This is a genomic window from Pseudovibrio sp. Ad37, from assembly GCF_001623075.1.
Taxonomy (GTDB): Bacteria; Pseudomonadota; Alphaproteobacteria; order Rhizobiales; family Stappiaceae; genus Pseudovibrio.
On sequence record NZ_LMCF01000067.1, the window covers coordinates 94,908 to 120,092 of the forward strand.

Here is a 25,185-nt window from a genome sequence, read left to right on the forward strand (position 1 = left end):
CATACATCTTTATGTGGAGAAGACGGCCTTCCATCCTTCCGTTGCCGAATAATCTCTCAAAGCCAAAATTCCTGAATAAACTGCAGCAATAAGCAGTGTTGAAGAACAACTGGAACAAGCAATAAAACGGAATGAGAATACCAATGTCCTTGAAAAAAAACCTCTTGCTTGGTGGTAGCCTGTTCGCAGCAGCGGTTGTGGCTGGCCCTGTAATGGCAAAAACTCTCGTGTACTGTTCTGAAGGGTCTCCGGAAGGCTTTACACCGTCTCTGTACACCGCAGGCACCACATTTGATGCAAGCTCGCGTCAGATCTACAACAAGCTGGTGGAGTTCAAGCCTGGCACAACCGAAGTTGCTCCGGCACTGGCTGAAAGCTGGGAAGTTTCTGAGGATGGCAAGGAATACACCTTCCACCTTCGCAAGGGTGTAAAATTCCACGACACAAAGTGGTTCACACCAACCCGTGATTTCAATGCCGATGACGTGATCTTCTCATTCGACCGTCAGGGCAACAAAGAAAACCCATATCATAACGTGTCTGGCGGTACCTACGAGTACTTCAACGCCATGGACATGCCTGACCTGATCGACAGCATTGAAAAGATTGATGACTACACCGTCAAATTCAAGCTGACCCGTCCAGAAGCTCCGATGATTGCGAACCTGGCAATGGACTTCGCATCCATTCAGTCAGCAGAATACGCAGACGCAATGGTGAACAGCAAGGACACCTTTGATCAGAAGCCAGTTGGTACCGGTCCTTTCCAGCTCGTTGGCTACCAGAAAGACGCTCTGATCCGCTATAAAGCAAACCCTGATTACTGGAATGGCAAAGCGCCACTCGACAATCTGGTCTTTGCAATCACACCAGATGCATCTGTGCGCTATCAGAAGCTCACTGCAGGTGAATGTCAGGTTATGGCATATCCAAACCCGGCTGACCTGGATGCAATGTCCAAAGATCCAAACATCACCCTTCTGCAGCAAGAAGGTTTGAATGTTGGCTACATGGCATACAACACCCAGCAGGCACCGTTTGATAATCCAAAAGTGCGTAAAGCGCTGAACATGGCTATCAACAAGCAGGCAATTCTGGACGCAGTATTCCAGGGCGTCGGCCAGATCGCGAAAAACCCGATCCCGCCAACAATGTGGTCCTACAACAACGAAATTGTTGATGACCCATATGATCCGGCAGCAGCAAAAGCGGCTTTGGAAGCGGAAGGCGTCAAAGATCTGACAATGAAGATCTGGGCGATGCCTGTACAGCGTCCATACAACCCGAATGCGCGTCGTATGGCTGAAATCCTTCAGGCTGACTTTGCGAAAATCGGTGTTAAAGTTGAGATAGTCAGCTACGAGTGGGGTGAGTATCTTAAACGTTCTTCTGACATCAATCGTGACGGCGCAGTTCTGCTCGGTTGGACTGGTGATAATGGTGACCCGGATAACTTCCTTGCAGTGCTGATGTCTTGCGATGCAGTGGGTGGTTCCAACCGTGCGCAGTGGTGTAATGATGAATTTAATGATCTTGTTGTACAAGCGAAACAGGTATCTGACGTAGATGAACGCACAAGACTTTATGAGGAAGCTCAGGTAGTATTCAAACGTGAGGCGCCTTGGGCAACTATTGCGCACTCCCTTGTCTCTGAGCCGATCAGTGTTCGTGTTGAAAACTACAAGATTGATCCGTTTGGTGGCCATTACTTCTATGGCGTAGATCTGAAGTAGAAATAATTTTCCGCTGGACAATTTGTATCCCGGCGATGTATTCGCCGGGATACTTTTTTGGAAAAGTCTTCCATACCGCAAGTGGTGGCTTGCGGATAAACAATCCTCTGATTGGTGTGACTGAAGTATGCTTCGTCTCATATTAAAAAAACTGGGTTTGCTCATCCCGACCTTTATCGGGGTTACCTTGACCTCGTTCTTCTTCATTCGCCTGCTGCCAGGCGATCCAATTCTGCTTTTGGCTGGCGAACGCGGTGTAAGCCCTGAGCGCTATCAAGAACTTATGGTGCAGTTCGGCTACAATGAACCGATCTGGCAACAGTATTTCACTTACTTGGGCAATTTGGTTCAAGGGGATCTTGGCGTATCTATTGTCACAAAACAGCCTGTTCTTCAGGAGTTTATGACGCTCTTCCCGGCAACGGTAGAGCTTGGCCTCTGTGCAATTCTGTTTGCAATCGTCGTGGGGCTGCCTGCTGGTATTATCGCAGCTGTAAAGCGCGGTAAGGCACTGGACCACACTGTTATGACAACAGCGTTGGCCGGTTATTCCATGCCAATCTTCTGGTGGGGCCTGCTGCTGATCATCTTCTTCTCCGGCATTTTGGGGTGGACACCTGTTTCAGGTCGTATCTCTCTGTTGTACTGGATTGAGCCTGTTACAGGCTTCATGTTGATCGACACATTGCTCTCAGATGAGCCAGGTGCATTCACCTCGGCTGTAAGCCATCTGATTCTCCCAACCATTGTTCTGGGCACTATTCCACTGGCAGTTATTGCGCGTCAGACGCGCTCTGCCATGTTGGAAGTTCTGGATGAAGATTATGTGCGTACTGCACGTGCAAAAGGTCTCTCCAACTTCCGTGTGGTCGGCATTCATGCTCTGCGTAATGCGCTCATTCCGGTCATCACCATTATTGGTTTGCAGATCGGCGTGCTGTTTGGCGGCGCAATCCTGACTGAGAGCATCTTCTCCTGGCCGGGAATCGGCAAATGGATGGTTGATAGTATTTTCCGTCGTGACTACCCGGTTGTGCAGGGCGGTCTTTTGATGATTGCTGCAATCGTCATGATCGTGAACCTGATTGTAGACCTGATGTACGGTCTGGTTAATCCGAAAATTCGGCATACGGAGTAAATCATGGCTGACGTGACACAAAATTCCGGACCGGATACCCGGTTTGAACTTATCGTCAATTTCTGGAGACATTTCCGCACCAACAAAGGGGCTGTTGCGGGTCTGATCTTCTTCCTGACGCTTGTTGTTATTGCTCTGGGGGCAAGTGTTTTTGCACCTCACTCACCAATCGAACAGTACCGTGATGCACTGCTTCTGCCACCTGCGTGGCAGGAAGGTGGAAGCTGGTCTTACGTTCTTGGCACAGACGCTGTGGGTCGTGACCTGCTGTCTCGCCTGATTTACGGCAGCCAGTTCTCGCTCTTCATTGGTGTGGTGGTTGTATCTGTTGCGCTTGTTGTTGGTGTGTGTCTCGGTCTGGTGGCCGGTACGTTTGGTGGTTGGGTTGATACCATCATCATGCGTATCATGGACATCATTCTGGCATTCCCGTCCTTGCTGTTGGCTTTGGTGCTTGTTGCTATTCTCGGCCCATCGCTCCTTAATGCGATGATCGCGATTGCGATTGTGCAGCAGCCATACTATGTGCGTCTCACCCGAGCATCAGTGATGTCCGAAATGAGCCGTGAGTATGTGATGGCCGCGCGTGTTTCCGGTGTTGGTACTCTGCGTCTGATGTTTGTGACTGTGCTGCCAAACTGTATGGCTCCACTCATCGTGCAGGCAGCGCTCTCATTCTCCACCGCGATCCTTGATGCAGCGGCTCTGGGCTTCCTCGGTATGGGTGCTCAGCCACCTCAACCCGAATGGGGCACGATGCTTGCTGAATCCCGCGAGTTCATCCTGCGTGCGCCGTGGGTTGTCACCTTCCCAGGTATTGCGATTTTAACCACAGTGCTGGCGATCAACTTGATCGGTGATGGTCTGCGTGACGCCCTCGATCCTAAGCTGAAGAGGAGCTGACGATGGCCCTTCTTGAAATTGAAAACCTAACGGTTGAATTCGACACGGTTGATGGACGTTTCCGGGCTTTGGATGGTGTGAGCTATTCCGTAGATCCAGGTGAAGTTCTCGCTGTTGTGGGTGAAAGTGGATCTGGTAAATCTGTAGCCATGTTGGCTGTTATGGGCCTGCTGGCCAATAATGGACATCTATGGGCGGACAAGCTGGAGTTCGAAGGAATTGACCTTCTGACCATGTCTGCAAAAAAGCGCCGCGAGATCATTGGTAAAGACATTTCCATGATCTTCCAGGAGCCAATTGCAAGCTTGAACCCGTGCTTCACTGTCGGTGCTCAGATTGATGAGACCCTCAAAGAGCACACCACAATGAGCCGCGGTGAACGTAAAACCCGTGCGATTGAGCTGCTCGACTCCGTTGGGATGCCTGAATCTGCGAAGGCACTGAAAAAGTACCCACACCAGATGTCTGGTGGTCAGTGCCAACGTGTGATGATTGCCATGGCAATTGCGTGTAAGCCAAAGCTGCTGATCGCTGATGAGCCAACAACTGCGCTCGACGTGACCATTCAAAAGCAGATCCTCGATCTGCTCCTTGATCTGCAGCATGAAAGCGGCATGGGCCTGATCATGATCACCCATGACATGGCGGTGGTTGCAGAAACAGCTGACCGTGTGGTGGTTCAGTACAAAGGCAAGAAGATGGAAGAGGCAGATGTTCTCTCACTCTTTGAAAGCCCAAAGAACCCGTACACTAAGGCTCTGCTTTCCGCGCTTCCTGAAAACGCAACAGGCGATCGTTTGCCAACGGTCTCTGATTTTCACCTCGGCGATGAAGGAGCTGCATAATGGCTGACGATATCATCCTCGAAGCGCGCAATCTGGTTCGCGAATACCGGACCAAAGAAGGTCTCTTCGGAAAAGAGCATGTTAACCGTGCTCTGAAGGGCATCAGCTTTAGTCTGGAACGCGGCAAAACGCTTGCTGTGGTGGGAGAATCAGGCTGTGGCAAGTCCACACTGGCGCGTATTCTGACCTTGATCGATCCGGCAACCTCAGGCGAGCTCCTCATTGAGGGCAAGCCGATCAACATCTCAAAGGAAAAGTTGTCCAAGGACATGCGCTCCAAGGTGCAGATCGTGTTCCAGAACCCGTATGGGTCTTTGAACCCGCGCCAGCGTGTTGGTGACGTTCTCACTGAACCTTTGATGATCAACACTAACTTGTCTCCAGCTGAACGCCGTGACAAGGCGATGGAAATGCTGGTCAAAGTCGGTCTTGGTCCTGAGCATTTCAACCGCTATCCGCACATGTTTTCTGGCGGTCAGCGTCAGCGTATCGCGATTGGTCGTGCACTGGTTCTCAACCCGTCACTCCTCATTCTTGATGAGCCTGTTTCAGCGTTGGACTTGTCCGTTCAGGCCCAGATACTCAACTTGCTTGCGGATTTGCAGGACGAGTTCAATCTGACCTACTTGTTCATCTCCCACGATTTGTCTGTGGTGCGCTACATCGCGAACAAGGTCATGGTGATGTATTTTGGTGAAGTGGTGGAATATGGCACACGCGACGAAGTGTTTGGAAACCCTCAGCATGAGTATACTCAGACACTGTTCAACGCGACGCCTCAGGCAGATGTCGCCCACATCAAAGCGCGGCTTGCTGCTTCTCACTAAGTTGATTGTGTAATTTGAAAAATGAAAGGGCGGTTCCCAGTGGGGAGCCGCCCTTTGTCATTTCATTAACGATTTTCCCAATTCAGTGCAATGTTGAAACAATTTCTTTGAAAAATGCGCAATTAAGAGGAGATTTTACCGAGATTTACGTATATGGTACTCCCGTTTGCAGCTGTTGCATATGGGGTGTGCTGGGGAGGACACAATGCAGCGGAGGGAGGTATTTTGTGCTCTATCCGCGCTATTTCTTCCTGAAATCATTCTGAACATGGCTTCTTCTTTGAGAAGAGGTTCGTAGGCTTGAGGTGAGCCTGCGGTGTGGCGCTGCAAAATCCTATGAGAAGAACTGCATCAAGCAGCTTCGATAAATGATCAAAGGCCTTGGCTTTTGCATTCACTTTAGGTGATTGGGGACACGAGAAATGAAAAAATCAATTCTTATGGGCAGTGTGTTGGCTGCAACAATGGCGTTTGCTGCACCAGGCATGGCCAAAACACTGGTATACTGCTCAGAAGGTTCTCCTGAGGGCTTCACACCAGCGCTCTACACAGCAGGCACAACATTTGATGCGTCTTCCCGCCAGATCTTCAACAAACTGGTTGAGTTTGAGCGCGGTACAACAAGCATTGCTCCGGCACTGGCTGAAAGCTGGGACGTATCTGAAGATGGTAAGGAATACACCTTCAAGCTGCGTAAGGGCGTAAAATTCCACACCACCAAAGACTTCACTCCAACGCGTGATTTCAACGCGGACGACGTGATCTTCTCCTTCGACCGTCAGGGCAACAAAGAAAACCCATATTTCGGCGTTTCCGGCGGTAACTACGAATACTTCAACGCAATGTCCATGCCTGATCTCATCAAAGAGATCGTGAAGGTAGACGACTACACTGTGAAGTTCGTTCTGACCCGTCCAGAAGCTCCGATGATCGCAAACCTTGCGATGGATTTTGCTTCCATTCACTCTGCTGAATATGCAGAGAAGATGATGAACAATCAGGATGCATTCGATCAGAACCCTGTAGGCACCGGCCCATTCCAGTTGGTTGGCTATCAGAAAGATGCGATCATTCGCTATAAAGCAAACCCGGATTACTGGGCTGGCAAAGCACCAATCGACAATCTGGTATTCGCGATCACTCCTGATGCATCCGTTCGCTATCAGAAGCTGAAAGCTGGCGAATGTCATGTGATGACTTATCCAAACCCTGCTGACATTGCAGCAATGAAGGAAGATCCATCGATCAACCTCATGCAGCAGGAAGGTCTGAACGTTGGGTATCTGGCATACAACACCCAGCAGGCGCCTTACGACAATCCAAAGGTGCGTAAAGCGCTGAACATGGCTGTCAACAAGCAGGCAATTCTGGGTGCGGTGTTCCAGGGTGCTGGTAAAGTCGCTTCCAACCCAATTCCGCCAACCATCTGGTCTTACAATGCAGACCTTCAGGATGATAAATATGATCCGGTTGCTGCAAAAGCTGCTCTGGAAGCGGAAGGCGTTAAAGATCTGAAGATGAAGATCTGGGCGATGCCTGTTCAGCGTCCATACAACCCGAACGCACGTCGTATGGCTGAAGTTATTCAGGGCGACTTCGCGAAGGTTGGTGTTGACGTTGAGATCGTTTCCTACGAGTGGGGTGAGTACCTGAAGCGCTCTAAAGAGCTGGACCGTGACGGTGCTGTTCTGCTCGGCTGGACTGGTGACAATGGTGACCCGGACAACTTCCTCGCAGTTCTTCTTGGCTGTGACGGTGTTGGTGGTTCCAACCGCGCTCAGTGGTGTAACGCTGAATTTGAAGACCTGATCCAGAAAGCGAAAGTAACTGCTGACGTTGCTGAGCGTACCAAGCTCTATGAGCAGGCACAAGTGGTCTTCAAGCGTGAAGCTCCATGGGCAACCATCGCTCACTCTGTTGTTTCTGAGCCTATCTCTGTGAAGGTTGAAAACTACAAGATCGATCCATTCGGTGGTCACATCTTCTACGGCGTTGACCTCAAGTAATTCAGAGTTCTCTCTGGAATACGAAAAGCCCCGGCCATGTGCCGGGGTTTTTTTGTTTTTGTATGCGGGTGTGTAAAAACTTATCCCCCTGGCTCGAAATCATGCCCATACTAAGCGCATGCCTACGTAACGGGCTACTGGCGGAGCGACCGTCAGTATGTCGTAGGTTGGGCGGGGCTTCTGGAAGACGTAACGCACCTTTCAGTGGTCCGGTGAACCGAACTTCAAACGTGACCGCATGGTTTGAGGGGAAGGGCCCAGGACTATAGGGTATCACGCGGTGACGGATGCAGATGCACCGGTGGGAAATCCACTTTTGCTGAACGTGTCTGTCAAAGACGGAGGAACTGTCTGAGCAGGGAAACCTGACTGGATAAGCCACTGTCTTTTCAGGAAACTGACTATCGTACCTTATAGGCAAAAGAGGCGACGTTGTTCATTATAAGAAAGCCCGGGCAAGGCGTGTAGCCAATGCCGAAGAAACTAACTTAACAAACAGCGCAGGTATTGCCTGCCGCCTTGCTCATCCCGATTTCCGGGAACTCTGTTCCAACACTGCATGGAAGGCCATGCGGTGCTTTAAGTGCTTGTTTATCTGCCAAGAAATCAGTGACTAGTTCCAATTACCAGATGGATTGCCCCGCACGGCTTAAAGTAGCATCAGTCTCATACATATAGATAATGGGCTGGGAGAGCGTGAGCTGATGGACAATTATTTAAAAGAGTTCCCGAACAAAGAAGGCTACTTTGGTGAGTATGGCGGTGCATTCTTGCCGCCTGAGCTGGTGCCTCAGTTCGAAGAGATCGCGAAAGCCTACGAAAAGATCTCTGGCGATGCCTCCTATATCAATGAGCTGCGCTACATCCGCAAGCACTTTCAGGGCCGCCCGACCCCCATCTCGCATGCACGCAACCTGTCCAACCGGATTGGCTCAGGCGCGAACATTTACTTAAAGCGGGAAGACCTGAACCACTCCGGCGCCCACAAGCTCAACCACTGCATGGCAGAGGCTCTGCTGGCAAAGCACATGGGCAAGAAGAAGCTCATTGCAGAAACCGGGGCAGGCCAGCACGGCGTGGCCTTAGCAACAGCTGCAGCTTACTTTGAACTCGACTGCGAAATTCACATGGGTGAAGTGGATATCGAGAAAGAGCACCCAAATGTCGTCCGTATGCAATTATTGGGTGCAAAACTCGTACCGGTTGGTTTCGGTGGTCGTACCCTGAAAGAGGCTGTGGACTCAGCGTTCACATCCTATCTGGAGCAGGCCGATGAGGCGCTGTTCGCAATCGGCTCTGTAGTGGGTCCGCACCCGTTCCCGCGCATGGTGCGCGACTTCCAGCAGATCGTGGGCATCGAGGCTCGTGAGCAGTTCACTGAAATGACCGGCAATCTGCCAGACCATGCTGTGGCATGTGTTGGTGGCGGCTCAAACGCAATGGGCCTCTTCTCTGGCTTCATTCAGGATAACTCAGTCAAACTGCACGGTGTTGAGCCAATGGGTAAGGGACCTGAGCTCGGGCAGCACGCAGCAACCATGACATTCGGCAAACCGGGCATGCTCCATGGCTTCAAGTGCCGTGTTCTGGAAGATGAAGCAGGCAACCCTGCGCCTGTGCATTCAATTGCCTCTGGTTTGGATTACCCAGGCGTTGGACCTGAGCACTCCTACCTGCATGATATCGGTAAGGTGCACTACACCTCAGCGACCGATGATGAGACTTTGCAAGCCTTCTGGGCACTCTCGCGTTATGAGGGGATCATTCCTGCACTGGAAAGCTCTCACGCAGTCGCGTATGCGATGAAGTTGGCTAAGGAGTGTCCGGGAGAGACAATCCTCGTCAATCTGTCAGGGCGTGGTGATAAGGATCTGGATTATGTCGCCGACAACTTTGGCACAGGCGAAGATCTGAAAATATAAGAAGGACAGAAAAGGGGGGCTTCGGCTCCCTTTCTTAATGCGGATCGAATGACTTGATCAGGCGTTCCGATTTCGGATCGCGACAAAAGAAGTGTAAGAAACACCGCCTGCACCTGAGATAAAGGCTGCAACATCACGCGCCGGGCCGCCATACATCACGGTTTGGAAAACAACCACGAAAAAGAACAGCATCACAGACGCTGCAAAAGTCTTGCCGATAAACAAAAAAATCCGGTTCATAGACGTGATCCTGACCTTTAAAACTGCCCAAATTTCAGAAGCCCATCTTAGAAAAACTGCTTCAGACTTTCAAAGAATTTCTGCTTCAAAACAAAGAGTTGTGATGTGCACCACGAAAACGCCAAGGCACAACATGTTTCCAAACCCTCTGGGGCAATATGGGGAGGCAGAGTGTGTGTACAAGGAAAACAATGGAAGAAAATAAAAAAGCCTCCGCGAATAATCGGGAGACTTAAAGTCTTCATAAGAAGAAATGGTGGGCGATGAGAGACTCGAACTCCCGACATCTTCGGTGTAAACGAAGCGCTCTACCAACTGAGCTAATCGCCCCCGTAGGGTGGTACGCCGTGTGGCGTGAGGAGGTGTTTAGGGCCTTTGACGGGTTCTCGCAAGCCCCTGAAGAAACTTTTCCCAAAAGAATTCCAAATATATCGCTGGAGGCGGCCCCGTTGACACCATAGGCTTTGTATTACTTATATTTTTCAGAGGGTTGAGCTTGGTGATAATTTGCATAAGGCATGTTGCTCACACTTAGGAGTTGTTTGCGTGGCGAACGACGAACAAAGAACAGCTTCGCCACATAAAGCCGATAGGCGGTGAACAGAGCAAGCGAACCGCTAAGGCCAATCAAAATGAGATCAGGCGTCTTGGAACCAAGCACTGGCGCAAGGATACTGATGAGTGTTGGACCTGCAACACTGCCCGCAGCCCAGATGAAAAGCAGATAGGTCGACAACGCAACACTGCTTTCTGGTTTCCGTTCAAATGCGTGAGCCACGCAGATAGATTGCAGCGGGAAGGAGAGGCCTCCAAGAACAACCAGCACCAGACCCAGCATGCTCAACAGATGGTAATTGTGCAGGAAACCGGAGTTCCAGCCCGTGAACGGATCAGCAATCAGGAAGGTCACCATGATGACGGTGATTAGTGCCGAAGAACCAAGAATGAGCCATCTGCGGTCCATGCGGTCAGCAAGAGAACCAAAAGGCCATTGGAACATCAGACGACCAATATAGATCATCGCAATCATAAGAGCCGTAGTGCTGCCTCCAACCCCGGCCTTGGACAGGGAGTAGGGCACAATGGTCAAAAGACTGGTGACAATAGCACCGGAAGCAAAAGCGCCCAGCACAGCCACAGGAGACTGAGCCCAGATTTCTTTGAATTTAATGCGCTTTGCTTTGTATGTGCGTGGTGGCACAGAGCGGGTCATGCAAAGCAATACAACAGCTGCGAGCAGAACGGCGCTGAGCAGTTCCAGCATTTGCAATGGAACCTCGGTGAATTTGGCAACGAAAATCTGTGAGAGAATGGCCATTGCACCAATCACAATGGAGTTCACAGATAAAATACGCCCACGAACTTCGTCTTTGATAGATTCATTCAGCCATGCATCAGCTGTGGCAAACAAAACCGCAAATGCCGCCCCCATGAAGAACCTGAGTACAGTCCAGAAAATGATGCTCTCTGTATTCTTGAAAAGCAAAACAAGAAGAGCTGTCAAACCAGCAGCGCCAGCAAAGGCCCTGATGTGTCCGATCCGGTTGATCATGCGTACACCACGCATACATCCAACCATGAAGCCAAGAGAGTAAGCCCCTGCCACAAGGCCAGCTTGAGAGGCAGAGCCGCCAATGCTGGCGATCTGAAGCGGCAAGCTTGTCAGCAAAGCAGAGCTCGCCAGTTGCGCAAGCGCACTAGCCAGAATGATCGCAAACAGAGAAACGAGTGAAGCTTTAACCATGCAGCCATTGACCTGCACCTGATGCGGCACAGTGTTCCTGTATTGACGTTGTTTCTAGGAAAACAGAGCTTTCCGATTGACTGAATGTTTCGCAGGGGAATGTGACTGCATTAAGCGAAAATTCGATCCAAGCAGTGATTTATTGATGGGAATTACGTGGGGGAATTGAGACGGATTTGCGGCTGTAAATAAAACTGCCGCCCACTGAACGAACAGGGGCGGCAGAGTATCTTGTATCTAAATCAGAGAGTTAGGTCGGTGCGTTCTCGGCACTCAACTCTTTGACTGCCGCTTCCAGCTGGTTGTAGTGAGAAATCACCACATCAGGCCCCAATTCGCGTACAGGAATGTCTGTGTAACCGAAATCTACGGCGATCACGGGCAGGCCAGCGTTACGTGAAGCGTTGATGTCAGCCTTGGAATCGCCAATGAAAATGGAGCCTGCGCGGGAGCCACCGGCAATGTCGATTGCACCAAAGACTGGCATCGCATCTGGCTTGTTCTTGGAGAACGTGTCTCCGCCCACAACAGCATCAAACAGGTGTTCCATTTCCATGGCCCGAACCAGCGGTTTAGCCAGTTTTTCCAGTTTATTTGTGCAGATAGCTGTTTTCCAGCCAGCATCTCTCAGCCGTGCAACTGTTTCCAGCGCCTGCGGGAATGCATGGGTCTTGTCTGCAATATGTGTCTCGTAGTAGCGAATAAACTTGGCAAGCAATGGTTCCAGAACTTCATCCGTCACTTCAATCTTGCTTGCTTCGAGCCCACGGCTCATCAGCACTTTCACGCCAGCGCCGACCATTTTCCTGACCCGTTCAGGCTCAATGGCTTCAAACCCGGCTTCTACCAAAACATGATTCATCGACGCTGTGAGGTCTCCCATGGTCTCCAGGAGAGTACCGTCTAGGTCGAAAACCAGAACTGGTGTTGTCATACTTAAGCTCGTTTCTGTTGAGAAAATCTGCGCCACACTACCGAAATTCACCGTGAAGTCAATTTGCGAGGAAAACCTATAGTGTGTTGGGTGGATTGCTGCTTGGCGGGACACACACCTCATGGTAATCAGCAGGAGTTATGTCACAGTAGACCCAAGCGCAATAACTAGGCAGAATTGTTCTTGTCTGTGAACGTTTCCGAACAAGCTTTGGGTCTGGGGAAGAGAAATTAGTCAGATGGCAATGAGTTTGAAGGCGCAGGCCGCAGCTGCAGCACTCAAGGAAGTTAAGCCCGGCATGAAGTTGGGGATAGGTTCCGGATCAACAGTCAACGAATTGATCCGCCTTCTGGCAGAGATGGTGAAGGATGGCTTTGAAATCATCGGCGTGCCAGCCTCATCTTATTCTCAAGCTCTTTGCGACGAGCTTGGAGTGCCGTTGACCACGCTGGATGAAGCGCCAGTGCTGGATCTGGTTATCGATGGGGCGGATGAAATTGATCCGCAGTTAAACCTTATCAAAGGCGGCGGCGCAGCGCTGCTTCGTGAAAAAATTATTGCGGCGGCTTCCGGAAGCATGCTTGTGATTGCTGATGAGAGCAAAATTGTTGATACCCTCGGAAAGTTTCCGCTTCCCGTGGAGGTTGTTCCGTTCGGACTTGAGGCTACTCGCCAGATGATGCAAAACAGCTTGGACGCTGAGGGGCTGCAAGGTGAGATGATCCTGCGTATGGCAGGGGAAAAGCCACTTGTAACCGATAACGGCAACTACATCCTTGATTGCCACCTACAGGCAATCAGCAATCCGAAGTCACTGGCAAAACGTCTGGAAGTTATTCCAGGTGTCGTTGAGCACGGGTTGTTTATTGATATGGCAGCACGGGCCTATGTTGCCGGTACTGATGAAATTCGTGTCTTGGAACCTTAAGCTGTCCAGACAGTCATTTTAGGACAGCTGATTAAAATATAGGGGAGCCATTTTATGCTCGCTAAGTTCAAGTCTGCAGCAATTGCAGGTGTTGCATCACTGGTTGTTGCTGGTGTGCTGATTTCCAGCCCGGTTATGGCTCAGGACAATTCCATTTCTGAAAGCCACATCGAAGCTGCAAAAGCGGCTGTTCGTGCAACAAAGTCCATCGAGAACTTCGATAACATCCTTCCAGATGTTGCAGAGCGTACTCGTACCCTGTTTATTCGTTCTAATCCGGCAATGAGCGCTGAGATCGACATCGCTGTGAACGAAGCTGCTGTTGAACTTATCCCGCGCCGTCAGGAGCTGGATCGTGTGATCTACGAAGTTTGGGCTCGTCGTTTCTCTGAAGAGCAGCTCAATGAAATCGCAACCTTCTACAACTCCGACACCGGTAAGCGTCTTGCTGACCTGTCGGGTACACTGTCTGCATTGACGATCGGTGCTGCAAAGCAATGGAGTGATGCAGTCAGCACCGATATGGTTGCAATTTCACGGAAGAAACTTGCTGAAATGGCTGCTCAATAAGCGATCACGAAATCGCAATCCAAAATGAACAGTTAGATCAGATACGCCCCTTGAAATTTGGGCGTATCTGGCCCAAATCTGAGCCTACGTTTTTATAAGACAAGACCTTAGAGCGTAACGAAACGTCGTTGCATAAGGTTTATTGCAAACGAAAGTGGGCTGTAATGACTAATTTCGACTACGATCTCTTTGTTATTGGGGCCGGTTCAGGCGGTGTACGTGCAGCGCGTATCGCAGCAACCCATGGCGCCCGTGTCGGTATTGCTGAAGAATTTCGCTACGGCGGGACCTGTGTTATCCGCGGCTGTGTTCCCAAAAAACTCTTTGTCTATGCGTCTAAATTCACCGAAGAATTCGCAAATGCGGACGGGTATGGCTGGAGCCTGAACGGCACGCCAACCTTCGACTTTGATAAGCTTGTCGAGAATAAAGACAAGGAAATTACTCGTCTGGAAGGCATTTATCGCCGCAATCTCGATAAATCCGGCGTAGAGCTGCATGACAGCCGCGCAGTGATTGAAGGCCCGAACACCGTTCGCTTGCTTTCTACCGATCAGGTCATCACCGCTGAGCGCATTCTTGTCGCTGTCGGCGCAACTCCAAACGTTGACGCAGGCCTTGTTGGCTGTGAGCACACCATCACATCTAATGAAGCTTTCCATCTCTCTGAGTTCCCGAAACGAACAGTCGTCGTCGGCGGTGGTTACATCGCCGTTGAGTTCGCTGGCATTTTCAACGGTATGGGGTCAGAGACCACGCTTCTGTATCGCGGTGAAGAAATCCTACGTGGTTTTGATATGGACCTGCGCACTGGCCTGCATGAGCAGATGGTGGAAAAGGGCATCACCGTAAAAACCAAGTCCACCATTGCATCCATTGAGAAGCATGAGGGCGGTCTGACAGTCACGACGCACGCTGGTGAAGTGATTGAAGCCGATCAGGTTCTCTACGCAATCGGTCGTCGCCCGAACACGGCAGGCCTCGGTCTCGAAGAGGCTGGCGTTGAACTCGACAAAGCCGGTGCAATCGTCGTTACTCCGCAGAGTCAGAGCTCTGTGCCAAGCATCTTTGCTGTGGGCGATGTCACCAACCGTGCCAACTTGACGCCAGTTGCGATTCGTGAAGGCCATGCTTTCGCAGACAGCACCTATGGTGGCAAGGAGTGGCATGTCGATCACTCTATGATCCCGACCGCAGTCTTCTCGCAGCCTGAGATCGGCACTGCAGGTCTAACGCAGGAAGAAGCTGAGGCGCGCTTCGACAACATCGATATCTATTCCTCATCCTTCCGTCCGATGAAGAACACCCTTTCTGGCAAACCTGGCAAGATGTTCCTCAAGATGCTGGTGGATGCGGATACCGACAAAATCCTCGGCATTCACATCATGGGTCCAGACTCTGGCGAACTTATCCAGATCATCGGCGTGACCCTGTCCATGGGCGCCACCAAGTCGGACTACGACCGTACCATTGCGGTGCATCCGACTGCTGCAGAAGAATTGGTGACAATGCGCGAACCATCTGAGCGTATCCGCAAGAATTAAACTTTAGTCGACTTTCAAAGAACCGCTAGTCTTTGCTAGCGGTTCTTTTTTGTCCTGCATCTGGAGCAGGGCATCTTTCTCGTTTTGATAGGAATACCCGTGACTGACCTCACACAGGACCAGATTTGCTATTTTGGTTATGGCTCACTCGTAAATGAAGAAACATTGCCCGCAGGCACGACTGTGGTTGCTGGACAGCTGAGTGGCTGGAAGCGGGAATGGCGTGGCTGCTCCAAAGGCAAAGAAGGCAATGGCCGCATGTCAGGCGTTGGTGTCTGCGCATTGGGTGTCCGTCGTGAAGAGGGCTCTGTCATTCGTGGTGCGATGGTGCTTGATACAAAAGCAAACCTGCCGGCGCTGGATAAACGTGAATGGCATTATAACCGCAAATCCCTCTGCGATGATAGTTTCGTGCCCGACTGTGGCAGGCAGATGCCATCAGACACGTTCCTTTATCAGGTGCAGGATCAGTACGCGCACTGGGGCAATGACGAGCACCCAATCCTGCAAAGCTATGTTGACTGCGTCATGGCTGGATTCCATCGCCTGTGGGGGCATGAAGGATTGTTGCACTTCATGGAAACCACGGACGGCTGGGATCGTGTACCAATCCTAAATGATCGCTCAGAGCCGTTTTATCCGCGTGCTATTGTTCTGTCCAAAGAACTTGCGGCAACGATTGACGATCTGCTGAAATCTGTGAATGCTCAATATTTAAATCGCTGAAATTAGGTTCATGGTTCGCGAGTGTGAACGCTTCATGTATCTTTACACAAGTGTTCATCTGCGATCTTGAAGGGCGCTTTGAAATAATTGTCTATCAAGTTCTAATTTATTAGAACATAGTAGCTCTAAAGCAAATTGGTTTGATGGATTCTCATAAGGCCTGATTTTTTTGAGGTATCCTCAACCTACAGCGATAAAACAACGTATACGTCCCCCTAGTCAGATAAACGGGCTGCGTGTATAAGCCTTTCTGGGCTTTTGTCTCATGATGAGAATAGCTCAAAGAATTAACGCTGCCAAAGAGAGGCGCATAGGGCGCGCTGGCAGCATTCCGTATTGATGGAGTTTTAAAATGGCGGACAAATGGACACCGGATTCCTGGCGATCAAAACCGATCGTGCAGGTACCGGACTATCCAGATAAGGAAGCAGTGGCAGACGTTGAAAGTCGCCTAGCAACTTATCCGCCGCTCGTGTTTGCAGGTGAGGCGCGCAAGTTGAAAGCGCAGCTCGCTGATGTTGCCGAGGGGCGTGGATTCCTCTTGCAAGGTGGTGATTGTGCGGAGAGCTTTGCAGAGCATCACGCTGATCACATTCGCGACTTTTTTAGAGCATTCCTGCAAATGGCCGTGGCGCTCACCTATGGTGCGCAGCAGCCAGTTGTAAAAGTGGGCCGTATTGCTGGTCAGTTTGCAAAACCACGTTCTTCCAATATTGAGAAGAAGGGCGATATTGAACTGCCAAGCTACCGTGGTGACATCATCAACGGTATCGAGTTCAACGAAGAGTCTCGTATTCCGGACCCTGAGCGTCAGGTGAAAGCCTACCGTCAGTCTGCTGCGACGTTGAACCTGATCCGTGCGTTCGCGCAAGGTGGTTTTGCCAATCTGGATCACGTCCATCAGTGGATGCTCGGCTTCGTAAAAGACAGCCCGCAGGCACACCGTTATCAGGAAATGGCAGATCGTATTTCCGACGCTGTCTCCTTCATGCGTGCTTGCGGTGTTGATCCCGACAATACACCACAGCTGCGTTCCACCGATTTCTTCACCAGTCACGAAGCATTGCTTCTGGGCTACGAAGAAGCGCTGACACGCATCGATTCCACCACTGGCGAATGTTACGCAACATCCGGCCATATGCTCTGGATCGGTGATCGTACGCGTCAGTTGGATCATGCACATGTTGAATTCTTCCGTGGCATCAAGAACCCGATTGGCCTCAAATGTGGTCCATCTCTTGATCCTGAAGAGCTGATCAAGCTGATCGACGTTCTGAACCCTGAAAACGAAGCTGGTCGTCTGACACTGATCACCCGTTTCGGTCAGGACAAGGTGTTCGAACATCTCCCAGCTATGGTACGCGCTGTTGAGCGTGAGGGTAAGAAAGTTGTTTGGTCTTGTGACCCGATGCACGGCAATACCATCACAGCAAACGGATACAAAACGCGTCCGTTCGAGCGTATTCTGCGTGAAGTAGAAGCATTCTTCGCGGTTCACCGCGCTGAAGGCACTCATGCAGGTGGTGTTCACGTCGAAATGACTGGCCGTAATGTGACCGAATGTACCGGTGGTGCACGCGCGCTGTCCGCAGAACAACTCGGTGATCGTTACCACACCCATTGCGATCCTCGCCTCAATGCGGATCAGGCTCTGGAGCTGGCGTTCAAAATCGCAGAGAACCTCAGAAAAGAATCTGATACGCGCCTTGCAGTGAACACTTAACTCTATCTAGAGTATTCATATGATGATCAGGGGTTGCACATTGTGCAGCCCCTCTTTTTTTGATAAATATTTATATGCGAAGCACATAGAAAATTGGAATGATGTGCCTCCTGCCTTTCATTGCCCGATGTTTTTCTAGGTTTTTTCGCCCTCAGGGAGAGTTTGTTGCTTCAGAGCGATTCTTTGTTGTCTGGCTATTCAATCCTTATTGTGGATGACAACAACTACATGCGTTCCATCTTGCGCACTATGATCTCCGGCTTTGGCGTGCGTTCCATCTACGAAGCAGGCGACGGGGCGGATGCGATCGCAATTCTGCTGGACCGCAGGCCTGATATTGTGCTGTGCGACTGGATCATGCACCCGATTGATGGCAATGACTTCCTCCGTATTCTCAGGCAGGACGAAGATTCTGAAATTGCCAAGACCCCGGTAATCGTCATCACGGCTGATTCCCGCCGTTCCGTTGTTGTGGCGGCGCGCAATGCTGGCGTAAATTACTTCCTTGCCAAACCAATCGCGCCCGCAATTCTGTATGATCGCCTGAAGGCCATCGTGATGCAGGGGGATGAGCCTATTCAGGCCAGGGACATGGCACAGATGCCAATGGGCACAAGGCTGCAACAGCATCTGGACCTCATGGCAAAGGCGAAAGATTCTGGGCAGGTGAAGAAGAAGTCGTCAGATTGATTTTCACCCTGTGAATCCTTTCCTCAACCGTCAACTATGTGATGGATCGACTTTTCTCTGCTACAAAAACGCGGTACACGAGAACCAAAGCTATTAAAGCTCGAAGCAAACAGGGCCACCCCTTCCATCCACTAAAGCCTTTGAAGTTTATATGATGATTAAAGACCAGTTCCGTTTGGCCGTCGTACAGGCCAACCTTTGCCTTGGTGATATCTCCGGTAATGCTGAGAAAGTGCGTCATCACCGAAAGCTGGCCGCCGAACAAGGCGCTGATCTGGTTTTGTATTCTGAGCTGTTTCTGGCTGGCTATCCGCCAGAGGATCTGGTCTTGAAGCCAGCCTTCGTAGCTGCCTGTAAGCGTGAACTGGAAGGCTTGGCAAAAGAAACGGCTGATGGTGGTCCCGCACTGCTCGTTGGCCTGCCATGGGCCGAAGAGGATAAGCTCTACAACGCCGTCGCACTGCTCGACAACGGCAACATTGAGGGCCTGCGTTACAAGGTCGACCTGCCAAACTATGGCGTTTTCGATGAAAAGCGTGTCTTCGATGCTGGGCCCAATCCGGGTCCGATGAGTTTCCGTGGTGTGCGCCTTGGCGTTCCGATTTGTGAAGACACTTGGTCCGATGAGGTTTGCGAATGTCTGGAAGAGACAGGCGCTGAAATCCTGCTGGTTCCAAATGGGTCTCCTTACTACCGCGATAAAATAGATGAGCGCATGCAGATCATGCTCTCTCGTGTTGTCGAAACGGGCCTTCCGCTCGTGTATTGTAATCAGGTTGGTGGTCAGGATGAGCTCGTGTTTGACGGCGCATCCTTTGCCCTCAATCATGATCGCTCATTGGTGATGCAACTCGGTCAGTTCACCGAGGAAACAGATTACCTCGACTTCAATAAAGATGCAGAAGGTCTGTGGTTCGCAAAACCAACTCGCATCGTTCCAATGCCAGATACACAGGAAGCAGACTGGCTTGCTTGCGTGCTTGGCCTGAAAGACTACGTAAACAAGAATGGCTTCCCCGGCGTGGTGCTGGGCCTGTCCGGCGGTATTGATAGTGCGATCTGTGCGGCCATGGCCGTTGATGCTCTGGGCGCTGATCGTGTTCACTGCATCATGCTACCATACCGCTACACCTCCGAGGAAAGCATCAAGGACGCCAAGGCCTGCGCGGATGCACTTGGGGTGAAGTACGATACCATTCCAATCGCAGAGCCTGTCGAGGGCTTCCAGCAGACGCTGGCTGGCGTATTTGCAGGCACTGAGAGCGGTATCACCGAGGAAAACCTGCAGTCCCGTTCTCGCGGTGTCATCCTCATGGCTGTATCCAACAAATTCGGCTCCATGGTTGTGACCACCGGCAACAAGTCAGAAATGTCTGTCGGTTACGCCACCCTTTATGGGGATATGAATGGCGGCTTCAACCCGATCAAGGATCTTTACAAGACCGAGGTTTATCGTCTGTCTGACTGGCGCAACAAAAACCATCCGGCAGGTGTTATGGGGCCAGCGGGTGAGGTGATCCCGAACAACATCATCGTCAAAGCGCCAACAGCTGAGCTGCGTGAAAACCAGACCGATCAGGACAGCTTGCCAGAATACGATGTTCTGGATGACATCCTGCATTGTCTCGTTGAAAAAGAGTTGAGCCTTGACGAGATCGCCAAGCGCGGCCACTCTGTAGAAACCATCCATCGAGTCGAACACCTTCTTTACATCGCAGAGTACAAGCGTCGTCAGGCTGCACCGGGTGTCAAAATCACACTAAAGAACTTTGGGCGCGATCGTCGCTACCCAATCACCAATCGTTTCCGGGATCGAACCTAGAACCACACGCGGCTTGAGATCTTACTTTAAGAACAAGCAGGCCGCGCTCTGGACTTGATCTCTGGTGCTCAGGCAAGCATCACGCCTTGCCTGAATCACTTTCTACGCTTTTTAGGTTAAGTCTATGACTTTCTTCCAATTTCTCCAGCGCAACCTGCGCTGGGTCGCGGGCGGGTTTCTGCTCGGGTTTGGCTCCAGCTTTGGTCAAACCTTCTTCATCGCGCAATTTTCCTCTCAGATCCGTGAGACCTATAGCCTCTCTCACGGTGATTTCGGCTCAATTTACATGTTCGCGACACTAGCAAGTGCTGCAACGCTCATCTACTTGGGCAGGATAGTCGATTATTATCGCCCTGTGGTCGTCGGGTGTGCTGCAATTATCATTCTTGCCGGATTCAGTTTCTTAATGAGCTGGCATAACTCCATCATATTACTTGCAATTTGCCTCTATGGCTTACGACTGTTCGGGCAGGGCATGCTCCCCCATACTTCGCAGACAGCCATGTCGCGCTGGTTTCATGGCTCCAGAGGGAAGGCACTCAGCCTGGCCTCTTTTGGCAACATGGCAGGCGAAGCGCTTTTGCCATTGGCCGCTGTCTCGCTCATGGTCGCATTCTCATGGCGGGATCTCTGGTCCGCAGCGGGCATAACGCTTCTCGTCGTCTTCCTTCCTCTGGCTTATCTGACCCTCAAGAAAGACCGGACACCGGAAAACCCGCTTGAGTCTTCAGGCTCAAATGGCCCTGCTGTGAGCTGGACCAGAAAGCAGGTGATGTCGGACTGGCGGTTCTGGGTGGTTATGACAGCCGTGCTCGCTGTGCCGTTTCTTGTCACAGGCCTCATGTTCCATCAGGTCCACTTCATGGAAGCAAAGGGCTGGGCACGGACTGTAATCCCATCCTATCTGCCACTTTATGCAGCGGCTGGCGCTGTGTTCTCTATGACTGCTGGTATGTTGATTGACCGTTTCTCTGCCGTCTCATTGCTCCCGCTTTCTGTTATTCCTCTCGGTGTGAGTGTGCTCGTGTTTGCCTTTGGCGGCGAAGAGTACTTTGTGCCAATTGCGATGATCATCCTCGCCATAACCGTCGGCTCCTGGGGGGCGATTGCTTCTGCTGTTTTGGCCGAACTTTACGGAACAGCTCATCTGGGATCCATCCGTGCAGTGTATTCCGCCATGATGGTCTTTGCCTCTGCGCTAGCTCCGGGGCTTATGGGTATCCTGCTGGATAACGGTATTGAGCTGGACACTCAGTTTGCATTCTCCAGCCTTTATTGCTTTGGCCTGGGCCTGGTTTTGTTTGCCGTAAAGCCGCAGCTGATGCTGGTTCGTTCTCCAGCTTGAATTCAGCAAAAGCCGGTAACTGAACCTAAAACCCGAGATATTCCGTAGGTATCGGAGATTGGCTGGTTGACCCGTACCGGCCAACGCGATACCCGAGTGTCAAACTTGTTTATTGATGAGAAGGCTCAGCCATGAGTGTTACTGTTCGCTTCGCGCCATCTCCGACTGGTCACATCCATATCGGTAATGTGCGCCCGGCGCTTTTCAACTATCTCTTTGCTAAGAAGCAGGGCGGCAATTTCGTTCTGCGCTATGACGATACTGACGTGCAACGCTCTAAAGAAGAGTATGCAGTTGGTATTGCTGAAGACTTGAAGTGGCTGGGTATCAACCCTGATCGCGTGGAAAAACAATCCGGGCGTTTTGCATTGTATGATGCAGCAGCTGCCAAGCTGAAAGACGCTGGCCTCCTTTACCCATGCTACGAGACGCCGGAAGAGCTGGAACGCCGCCGTAACCGTGCGCGTGCTCTGGGCCGTCCTCCTGTTTATGACCGTGCGGGCCTGAAGCTCACTGACGAGCAGATTGCTGCTTATGAAGCAGAAGGCCGCAAACCACACTGGCGCTTCAAACTGCCAAACCACGCAGAAGGCGATGCGTTCTCCACTGTCAGAACAGAAGTGCATTGGGATGATGTGATCCGTGGTCGTCAGACCGTTGATCTTGCCTCCCTGTCTGATCCGGTGCTGATCCGCGCAGATGGTACCTACCTCTACACGCTGCCATCCATTGTGGATGATGCGGATATGGGCATCACCCATGTTATTCGCGGTGAAGACCACATTGCCAATACCGGTGTACAGATTGCCATATTCCAGGCACTGGGGACACAAGTTCCTGAGTTTGGTCATCACAACCTGCTGACCACAGCATCAGGTGAGGGGCTCTCCAAACGCTCTGGTGCCCTGTCTATCCGTTCACTGCGGGAAGAGGGCTATGAGCCAATGGCAGTCTGCTCCCTTGCAGTGCTGACAGGCACCAGCCACGCGGTTGAACCTGCTCCAACCATGGAAGCTCTGGCAGACATGCTCGACTTCTCCGGCATCTCCAAGTCTGCTGCAAAGTTTGACCCGGAAGATGTGGGCCACCTGACTGCAAAACTCGTCCATGCCATGAGCTTTGCTGATGTTGCAGACCGCCTGAAAGCTGACGGCGTTGAGGGTGATGAAGCGTTCTGGACTGCGATTAAAGAAAATTGCTCCACCGTAAGCGATGCGAAAAAATGGTGGGAGCTGATCGTTGGGTCTGCCACGCCAGACATTGCCGAGGAAGACAAGGACTTCATCACTCAGGCCACAGCTCTGCTTCCGCAAGAGCCATGGACCGAGGAAACATGGGGCGAGTGGACCAAAGCTGTCAAAGCTGAAACAGGCCGCAAAGGCAAAGGTCTGTTCATGCCACTGCGCAAGGCAATCACAGGTCTGGCACACGGTCCAGACCTGAAGAATATGCTACCTCTTATCGGTCGGGAAAAAACTTTGGACCGACTTTCCTGATAGGGCCTGTGCGGGGTTCAACCTCGCGCGGCACAAACTTCTTCTGAACAAGCGGAGGCTCGGAGATATCACTCTGGGCCTCTGTTGCATTTACAGTCTGACGCAGCTCACTCTGGTTCGGAATAGCAGGGTAGGTCGCTGTTGCGCCCGGTGTCAGATCTTCCAGCTGATTACCCGGAAGGGCCTGCTCCAGAGGTGGGATCGCAGGTGTCGGCTCTAGATTGCCAGGTTGTCCACCAGCTGCGTCACAGGAACAAGCCGGGTTGTTCTGCTGTCTGAACAGATAGGCATTGGCAAGGGACGTATAAGGCGCACCAGACAAAGAGCGCATCTGCGCAGGTGTTTCCTGAGGAACCTGGAAGACATAAAGCTCAGTGTCCTGACTTGGACACAGCGCCTGACAAATCTCTCCATCTTCCGTCAGATCTTCTGCACTGGAATTCGGATTGATCGGGAAGTAGTAGCCATCACACTTGCGCACACACATGGTCGCATACTGCTGACCACCAGAGGAGAAACCTGCGGTCGAACGCGGTTCCAGCTGCAAAGGCTGATTGGCCTGCGCAGGTGGCGGTGTCAGTGGCTGGACTTGCTGGTCAGAACGATCTGAGCAGTTCAGATCAACCAGCGCTTGCTTCACTTCAGTAAGCCGGTCCTGCAAAACGCTGGAATACAGTTCCTGCTGTCTCTGACTGTCGAGATAGGTCAGATTCTCATTCATCTGCTGAAGAGAGGAACTCAGCTGCTGGCACTGAGCAGGGCCAAAAGAGCCATCACAGCCGAAGTTGGACATCTGGGACTGCACATTTCGGATATGAACCAGCTGCTCTTCATAGGCCGTTTGCCAGCTGTTGGAGCTGCCATTGCTTTCGACCTGCTCAGAAAGCTCGATAAACTCCGTCTCAAGCCTGTCGCACACCTGAGGGCGTGCAAACGCACTGCCGGTCCAAATAAGGGAGGCGCCAAGGGCAAGAGCCACGGCTGCGCATGAGTGCGCGAAGGGGAGTCTGGAAATGGTCATAGCCCGCAATACTGGTTTCCTCAGAGAAATCTTAGAGATAAGCTATTCTATGGCCTTATTGGGGCAAAACCAACGGATTCCGGTAGGTTTTACAAAAATCTCTGGTTCTCTTGCTGGTAGTTGCCAAAAAACCTCCTATATCGGGAGTGATTTGATTTGTTCTTTTGAAAATGGAGGGGAGCCGTGCAGATCTCTGCGCTTGGGAAAACAGTCCTGAAAATGGTGAGCACCGCGACGGTCGTTCTTGGAGTAACGCTGGGGATGCTTGGCACCGCTGCGCAGGCACAGGAGCCGGATCTGATCTTCAAGAAGTCAACCGTCTGGAAGTTCTTGAGCCCGGACCACAAGCTGGCGACTTACGCACTGGATGACCCGGAAGTCGAAGGCGTCGCCTGTCACTTCACAGTGCCCGAAAAAGGTGGCTTTTCCGGATGGCTCGGACTGGAAGAAGAAACCTCCGATGTCTCATTGGCCTGCCGTCAGGTTGGCCCCATCAAATTCAAAAGTAAGTTTGAGCAAGGCGACGAAGTCTACCGCCAGAGCCGCTCGCTGTTCTTCAAAAAAATGCGCATTGTCCGTGGCTGTGACGCAAAGCGAAACGTGCTGGTCTATTTGGTCTACTCCGACAAGCTCGTAGAAGGCAGCCCGAAGAACTCTACGTCTACCGTGCCGATCATGCCGTGGGGCGATCAGGTTCCGGAAAAGTGTGCTGACTATCTGGATGACTAAAGCCTGTTCCTGAAAAGTGGCTCCGGTTTTCGGATAAGAATACGCGTAGATTTGACATCTGCTTTTCAAGCACTTTGAGCACCGCTGGGCTATCTCGGCGGTGTTTGTGTTTGAGGATCCCGTTTAACGGGTGGAGCAAGGCGAACAGGCTTTGCCTGCGCTACTTGTAAATAATGTTTCTTCGGCAATGGCTGCTCGCCTCGCCCGGGCCTTTTATCATGAACGCGCGGGCTCCCTCTCGGACAGACGTGAATGACACGTCCCCGTGTCACTGACAGGTTTCCCTGTCATCGACAATT

Annotated in this window: 21 protein-coding genes and 1 tRNA gene; 17 read left to right on the forward strand and 5 right to left on the reverse strand. The window is 51.4% G+C overall.

All coding sequences use genetic code 11. The annotated features are described in order from the left end of the window. Window positions 1–143: 143 nt before the first annotated feature. The 7 genes from PsAD37_RS12560 (at window position 144) to trpB (ending at window position 9,374) form a co-directional block, all read left to right on the forward strand. Window positions 144–1,733: an ABC transporter substrate-binding protein gene (locus PsAD37_RS12560; RefSeq protein WP_275078318.1), complete on the forward strand. Its 1,590-nt coding sequence runs from the start codon at window positions 144–146 to the stop codon at window positions 1,731–1,733. Window positions 1,734–1,860: 127 nt separating this feature from the next. Beyond that, a complete protein-coding gene (locus tag PsAD37_RS12565) occupies window positions 1,861–2,871 on the forward strand; it encodes an ABC transporter permease subunit (RefSeq protein ID WP_057466044.1) in 1,011 nt (336 codons plus the stop codon). A gap of 3 nt (window positions 2,872–2,874) precedes the next feature. Then, window positions 2,875–3,774: an ABC transporter permease subunit gene (locus tag PsAD37_RS12570; protein WP_063296435.1), complete on the forward strand. Its 900-nt coding sequence runs from the start codon at window positions 2,875–2,877 to the stop codon at window positions 3,772–3,774. A 2-nt stretch (window positions 3,775–3,776) separates the two neighbouring features. Further along, complete coding sequence (locus PsAD37_RS12575; RefSeq protein WP_063296436.1) at window positions 3,777–4,619, forward strand: ABC transporter ATP-binding protein; 843 nt, start codon at window positions 3,777–3,779, stop codon at window positions 4,617–4,619. Beyond that, the gene (locus PsAD37_RS12580) at window positions 4,619–5,446 is read left to right on the forward strand and encodes an ABC transporter ATP-binding protein (protein ID WP_063296437.1); all 828 of its coding nucleotides are present in this window, start codon (window positions 4,619–4,621) and stop codon (window positions 5,444–5,446) included. The genes PsAD37_RS12575 and PsAD37_RS12580 overlap by 1 nt, the downstream gene beginning before the upstream one ends. A gap of 422 nt (window positions 5,447–5,868) precedes the next feature. Further along, window positions 5,869–7,452: an ABC transporter substrate-binding protein gene (locus PsAD37_RS12585; protein ID WP_063296438.1), complete on the forward strand. Its 1,584-nt coding sequence runs from the start codon at window positions 5,869–5,871 to the stop codon at window positions 7,450–7,452. A gap of 704 nt (window positions 7,453–8,156) precedes the next feature. Next, on the forward strand, window positions 8,157–9,374 hold the full coding sequence (gene trpB, locus PsAD37_RS12590; RefSeq protein ID WP_063296439.1) for a tryptophan synthase subunit beta: 1,218 nt from the start codon (window positions 8,157–8,159) through the stop codon (window positions 9,372–9,374). Between the two features lie 57 nt (window positions 9,375–9,431). On the opposite strand, the gene PsAD37_RS12595 is transcribed toward trpB, so the two are convergent. The 4 genes from PsAD37_RS12595 to PsAD37_RS12610 form a co-directional block, all read right to left on the reverse strand. Continuing rightward, window positions 9,432–9,614 carry a hypothetical protein gene (locus tag PsAD37_RS12595; protein ID WP_057466048.1) on the reverse strand — a complete coding sequence of 61 codons (183 nt, stop codon included), beginning with the start codon at window positions 9,612–9,614 and terminating at the stop codon, window positions 9,432–9,434. A 254-nt stretch (window positions 9,615–9,868) separates the two neighbouring features. Next, window positions 9,869–9,944 (reverse strand) — tRNA-Val (locus PsAD37_RS12600). Window positions 9,945–10,083: 139 nt separating this feature from the next. Beyond that, window positions 10,084–11,358, reverse strand: a complete 1,275-nt coding sequence (locus PsAD37_RS12605; RefSeq protein ID WP_063296474.1) for an MFS transporter — start codon at window positions 11,356–11,358, stop codon at window positions 10,084–10,086. A 250-nt stretch (window positions 11,359–11,608) separates the two neighbouring features. After that, window positions 11,609–12,292 carry an HAD hydrolase-like protein gene (locus PsAD37_RS12610; RefSeq protein ID WP_084407753.1) on the reverse strand — a complete coding sequence of 228 codons (684 nt, stop codon included), beginning with the start codon at window positions 12,290–12,292 and terminating at the stop codon, window positions 11,609–11,611. A 238-nt stretch (window positions 12,293–12,530) separates the two neighbouring features. On the opposite strand from PsAD37_RS12610, the gene rpiA reads away from it, so the two are divergent. The 9 genes from rpiA to gltX all read left to right on the forward strand — a co-directional run bounded on the left by rpiA (window position 12,531) and on the right by gltX (window position 23,136). Then, a complete protein-coding gene (gene rpiA, locus PsAD37_RS12615) occupies window positions 12,531–13,220 on the forward strand; it encodes a ribose-5-phosphate isomerase RpiA (protein ID WP_063296440.1) in 690 nt (229 codons plus the stop codon). Window positions 13,221–13,274: 54 nt separating this feature from the next. Next, on the forward strand, window positions 13,275–13,790 hold the full coding sequence (locus PsAD37_RS12620; RefSeq protein WP_057466051.1) for a DUF2059 domain-containing protein: 516 nt from the start codon (window positions 13,275–13,277) through the stop codon (window positions 13,788–13,790). 164 nt (window positions 13,791–13,954) lie between these two features. Continuing rightward, entirely contained in the window at window positions 13,955–15,334 is a 1,380-nt protein-coding gene (gene gor, locus PsAD37_RS12625) for a glutathione-disulfide reductase (protein WP_063296441.1), read from the forward strand. A 99-nt stretch (window positions 15,335–15,433) separates the two neighbouring features. Further along, window positions 15,434–16,060 (forward strand): gamma-glutamylcyclotransferase family protein, encoded by a 627-nt coding sequence (locus tag PsAD37_RS12630; RefSeq protein WP_063296442.1) that lies wholly within the window; start codon window positions 15,434–15,436, stop codon window positions 16,058–16,060. Window positions 16,061–16,412: 352 nt separating this feature from the next. Further along, window positions 16,413–17,783: a class II 3-deoxy-7-phosphoheptulonate synthase gene (locus PsAD37_RS12635; RefSeq protein WP_063296443.1), complete on the forward strand. Its 1,371-nt coding sequence runs from the start codon at window positions 16,413–16,415 to the stop codon at window positions 17,781–17,783. Between the two features lie 165 nt (window positions 17,784–17,948). After that, on the forward strand, window positions 17,949–18,473 hold the full coding sequence (locus tag PsAD37_RS12640) for a response regulator (RefSeq protein WP_208860384.1): 525 nt from the start codon (window positions 17,949–17,951) through the stop codon (window positions 18,471–18,473). Between the two features lie 154 nt (window positions 18,474–18,627). Then, the gene (locus tag PsAD37_RS12645) at window positions 18,628–20,295 is read left to right on the forward strand and encodes an NAD+ synthase (protein ID WP_153039736.1); all 1,668 of its coding nucleotides are present in this window, start codon (window positions 18,628–18,630) and stop codon (window positions 20,293–20,295) included. Window positions 20,296–20,419: 124 nt separating this feature from the next. After that, complete coding sequence (locus tag PsAD37_RS12650; protein WP_063296445.1) at window positions 20,420–21,640, forward strand: MFS transporter; 1,221 nt, start codon at window positions 20,420–20,422, stop codon at window positions 21,638–21,640. A gap of 131 nt (window positions 21,641–21,771) precedes the next feature. Then, the gene (gene gltX, locus PsAD37_RS12655) at window positions 21,772–23,136 is read left to right on the forward strand and encodes a glutamate--tRNA ligase (RefSeq protein ID WP_063296446.1); all 1,365 of its coding nucleotides are present in this window, start codon (window positions 21,772–21,774) and stop codon (window positions 23,134–23,136) included. On the opposite strand, the gene PsAD37_RS12660 is transcribed toward gltX, so the two are convergent. After that, window positions 23,099–24,115, reverse strand: coding sequence for a DUF2865 domain-containing protein (locus PsAD37_RS12660; RefSeq protein ID WP_193778263.1), 1,017 nt, complete (start codon window positions 24,113–24,115; stop codon window positions 23,099–23,101). The two genes, gltX and PsAD37_RS12660, sit on opposite strands and share 38 nt — an antisense overlap. Window positions 24,116–24,376: 261 nt before the next feature. Here PsAD37_RS12660 and PsAD37_RS12665 point away from each other — a divergent pair, with 261 nt between their 5' ends. Next, window positions 24,377–24,886, forward strand: a complete 510-nt coding sequence (locus PsAD37_RS12665) for a CreA family protein (protein ID WP_063288411.1) — start codon at window positions 24,377–24,379, stop codon at window positions 24,884–24,886. The last annotated feature ends 299 nt before the right edge of the window (window positions 24,887–25,185 follow it).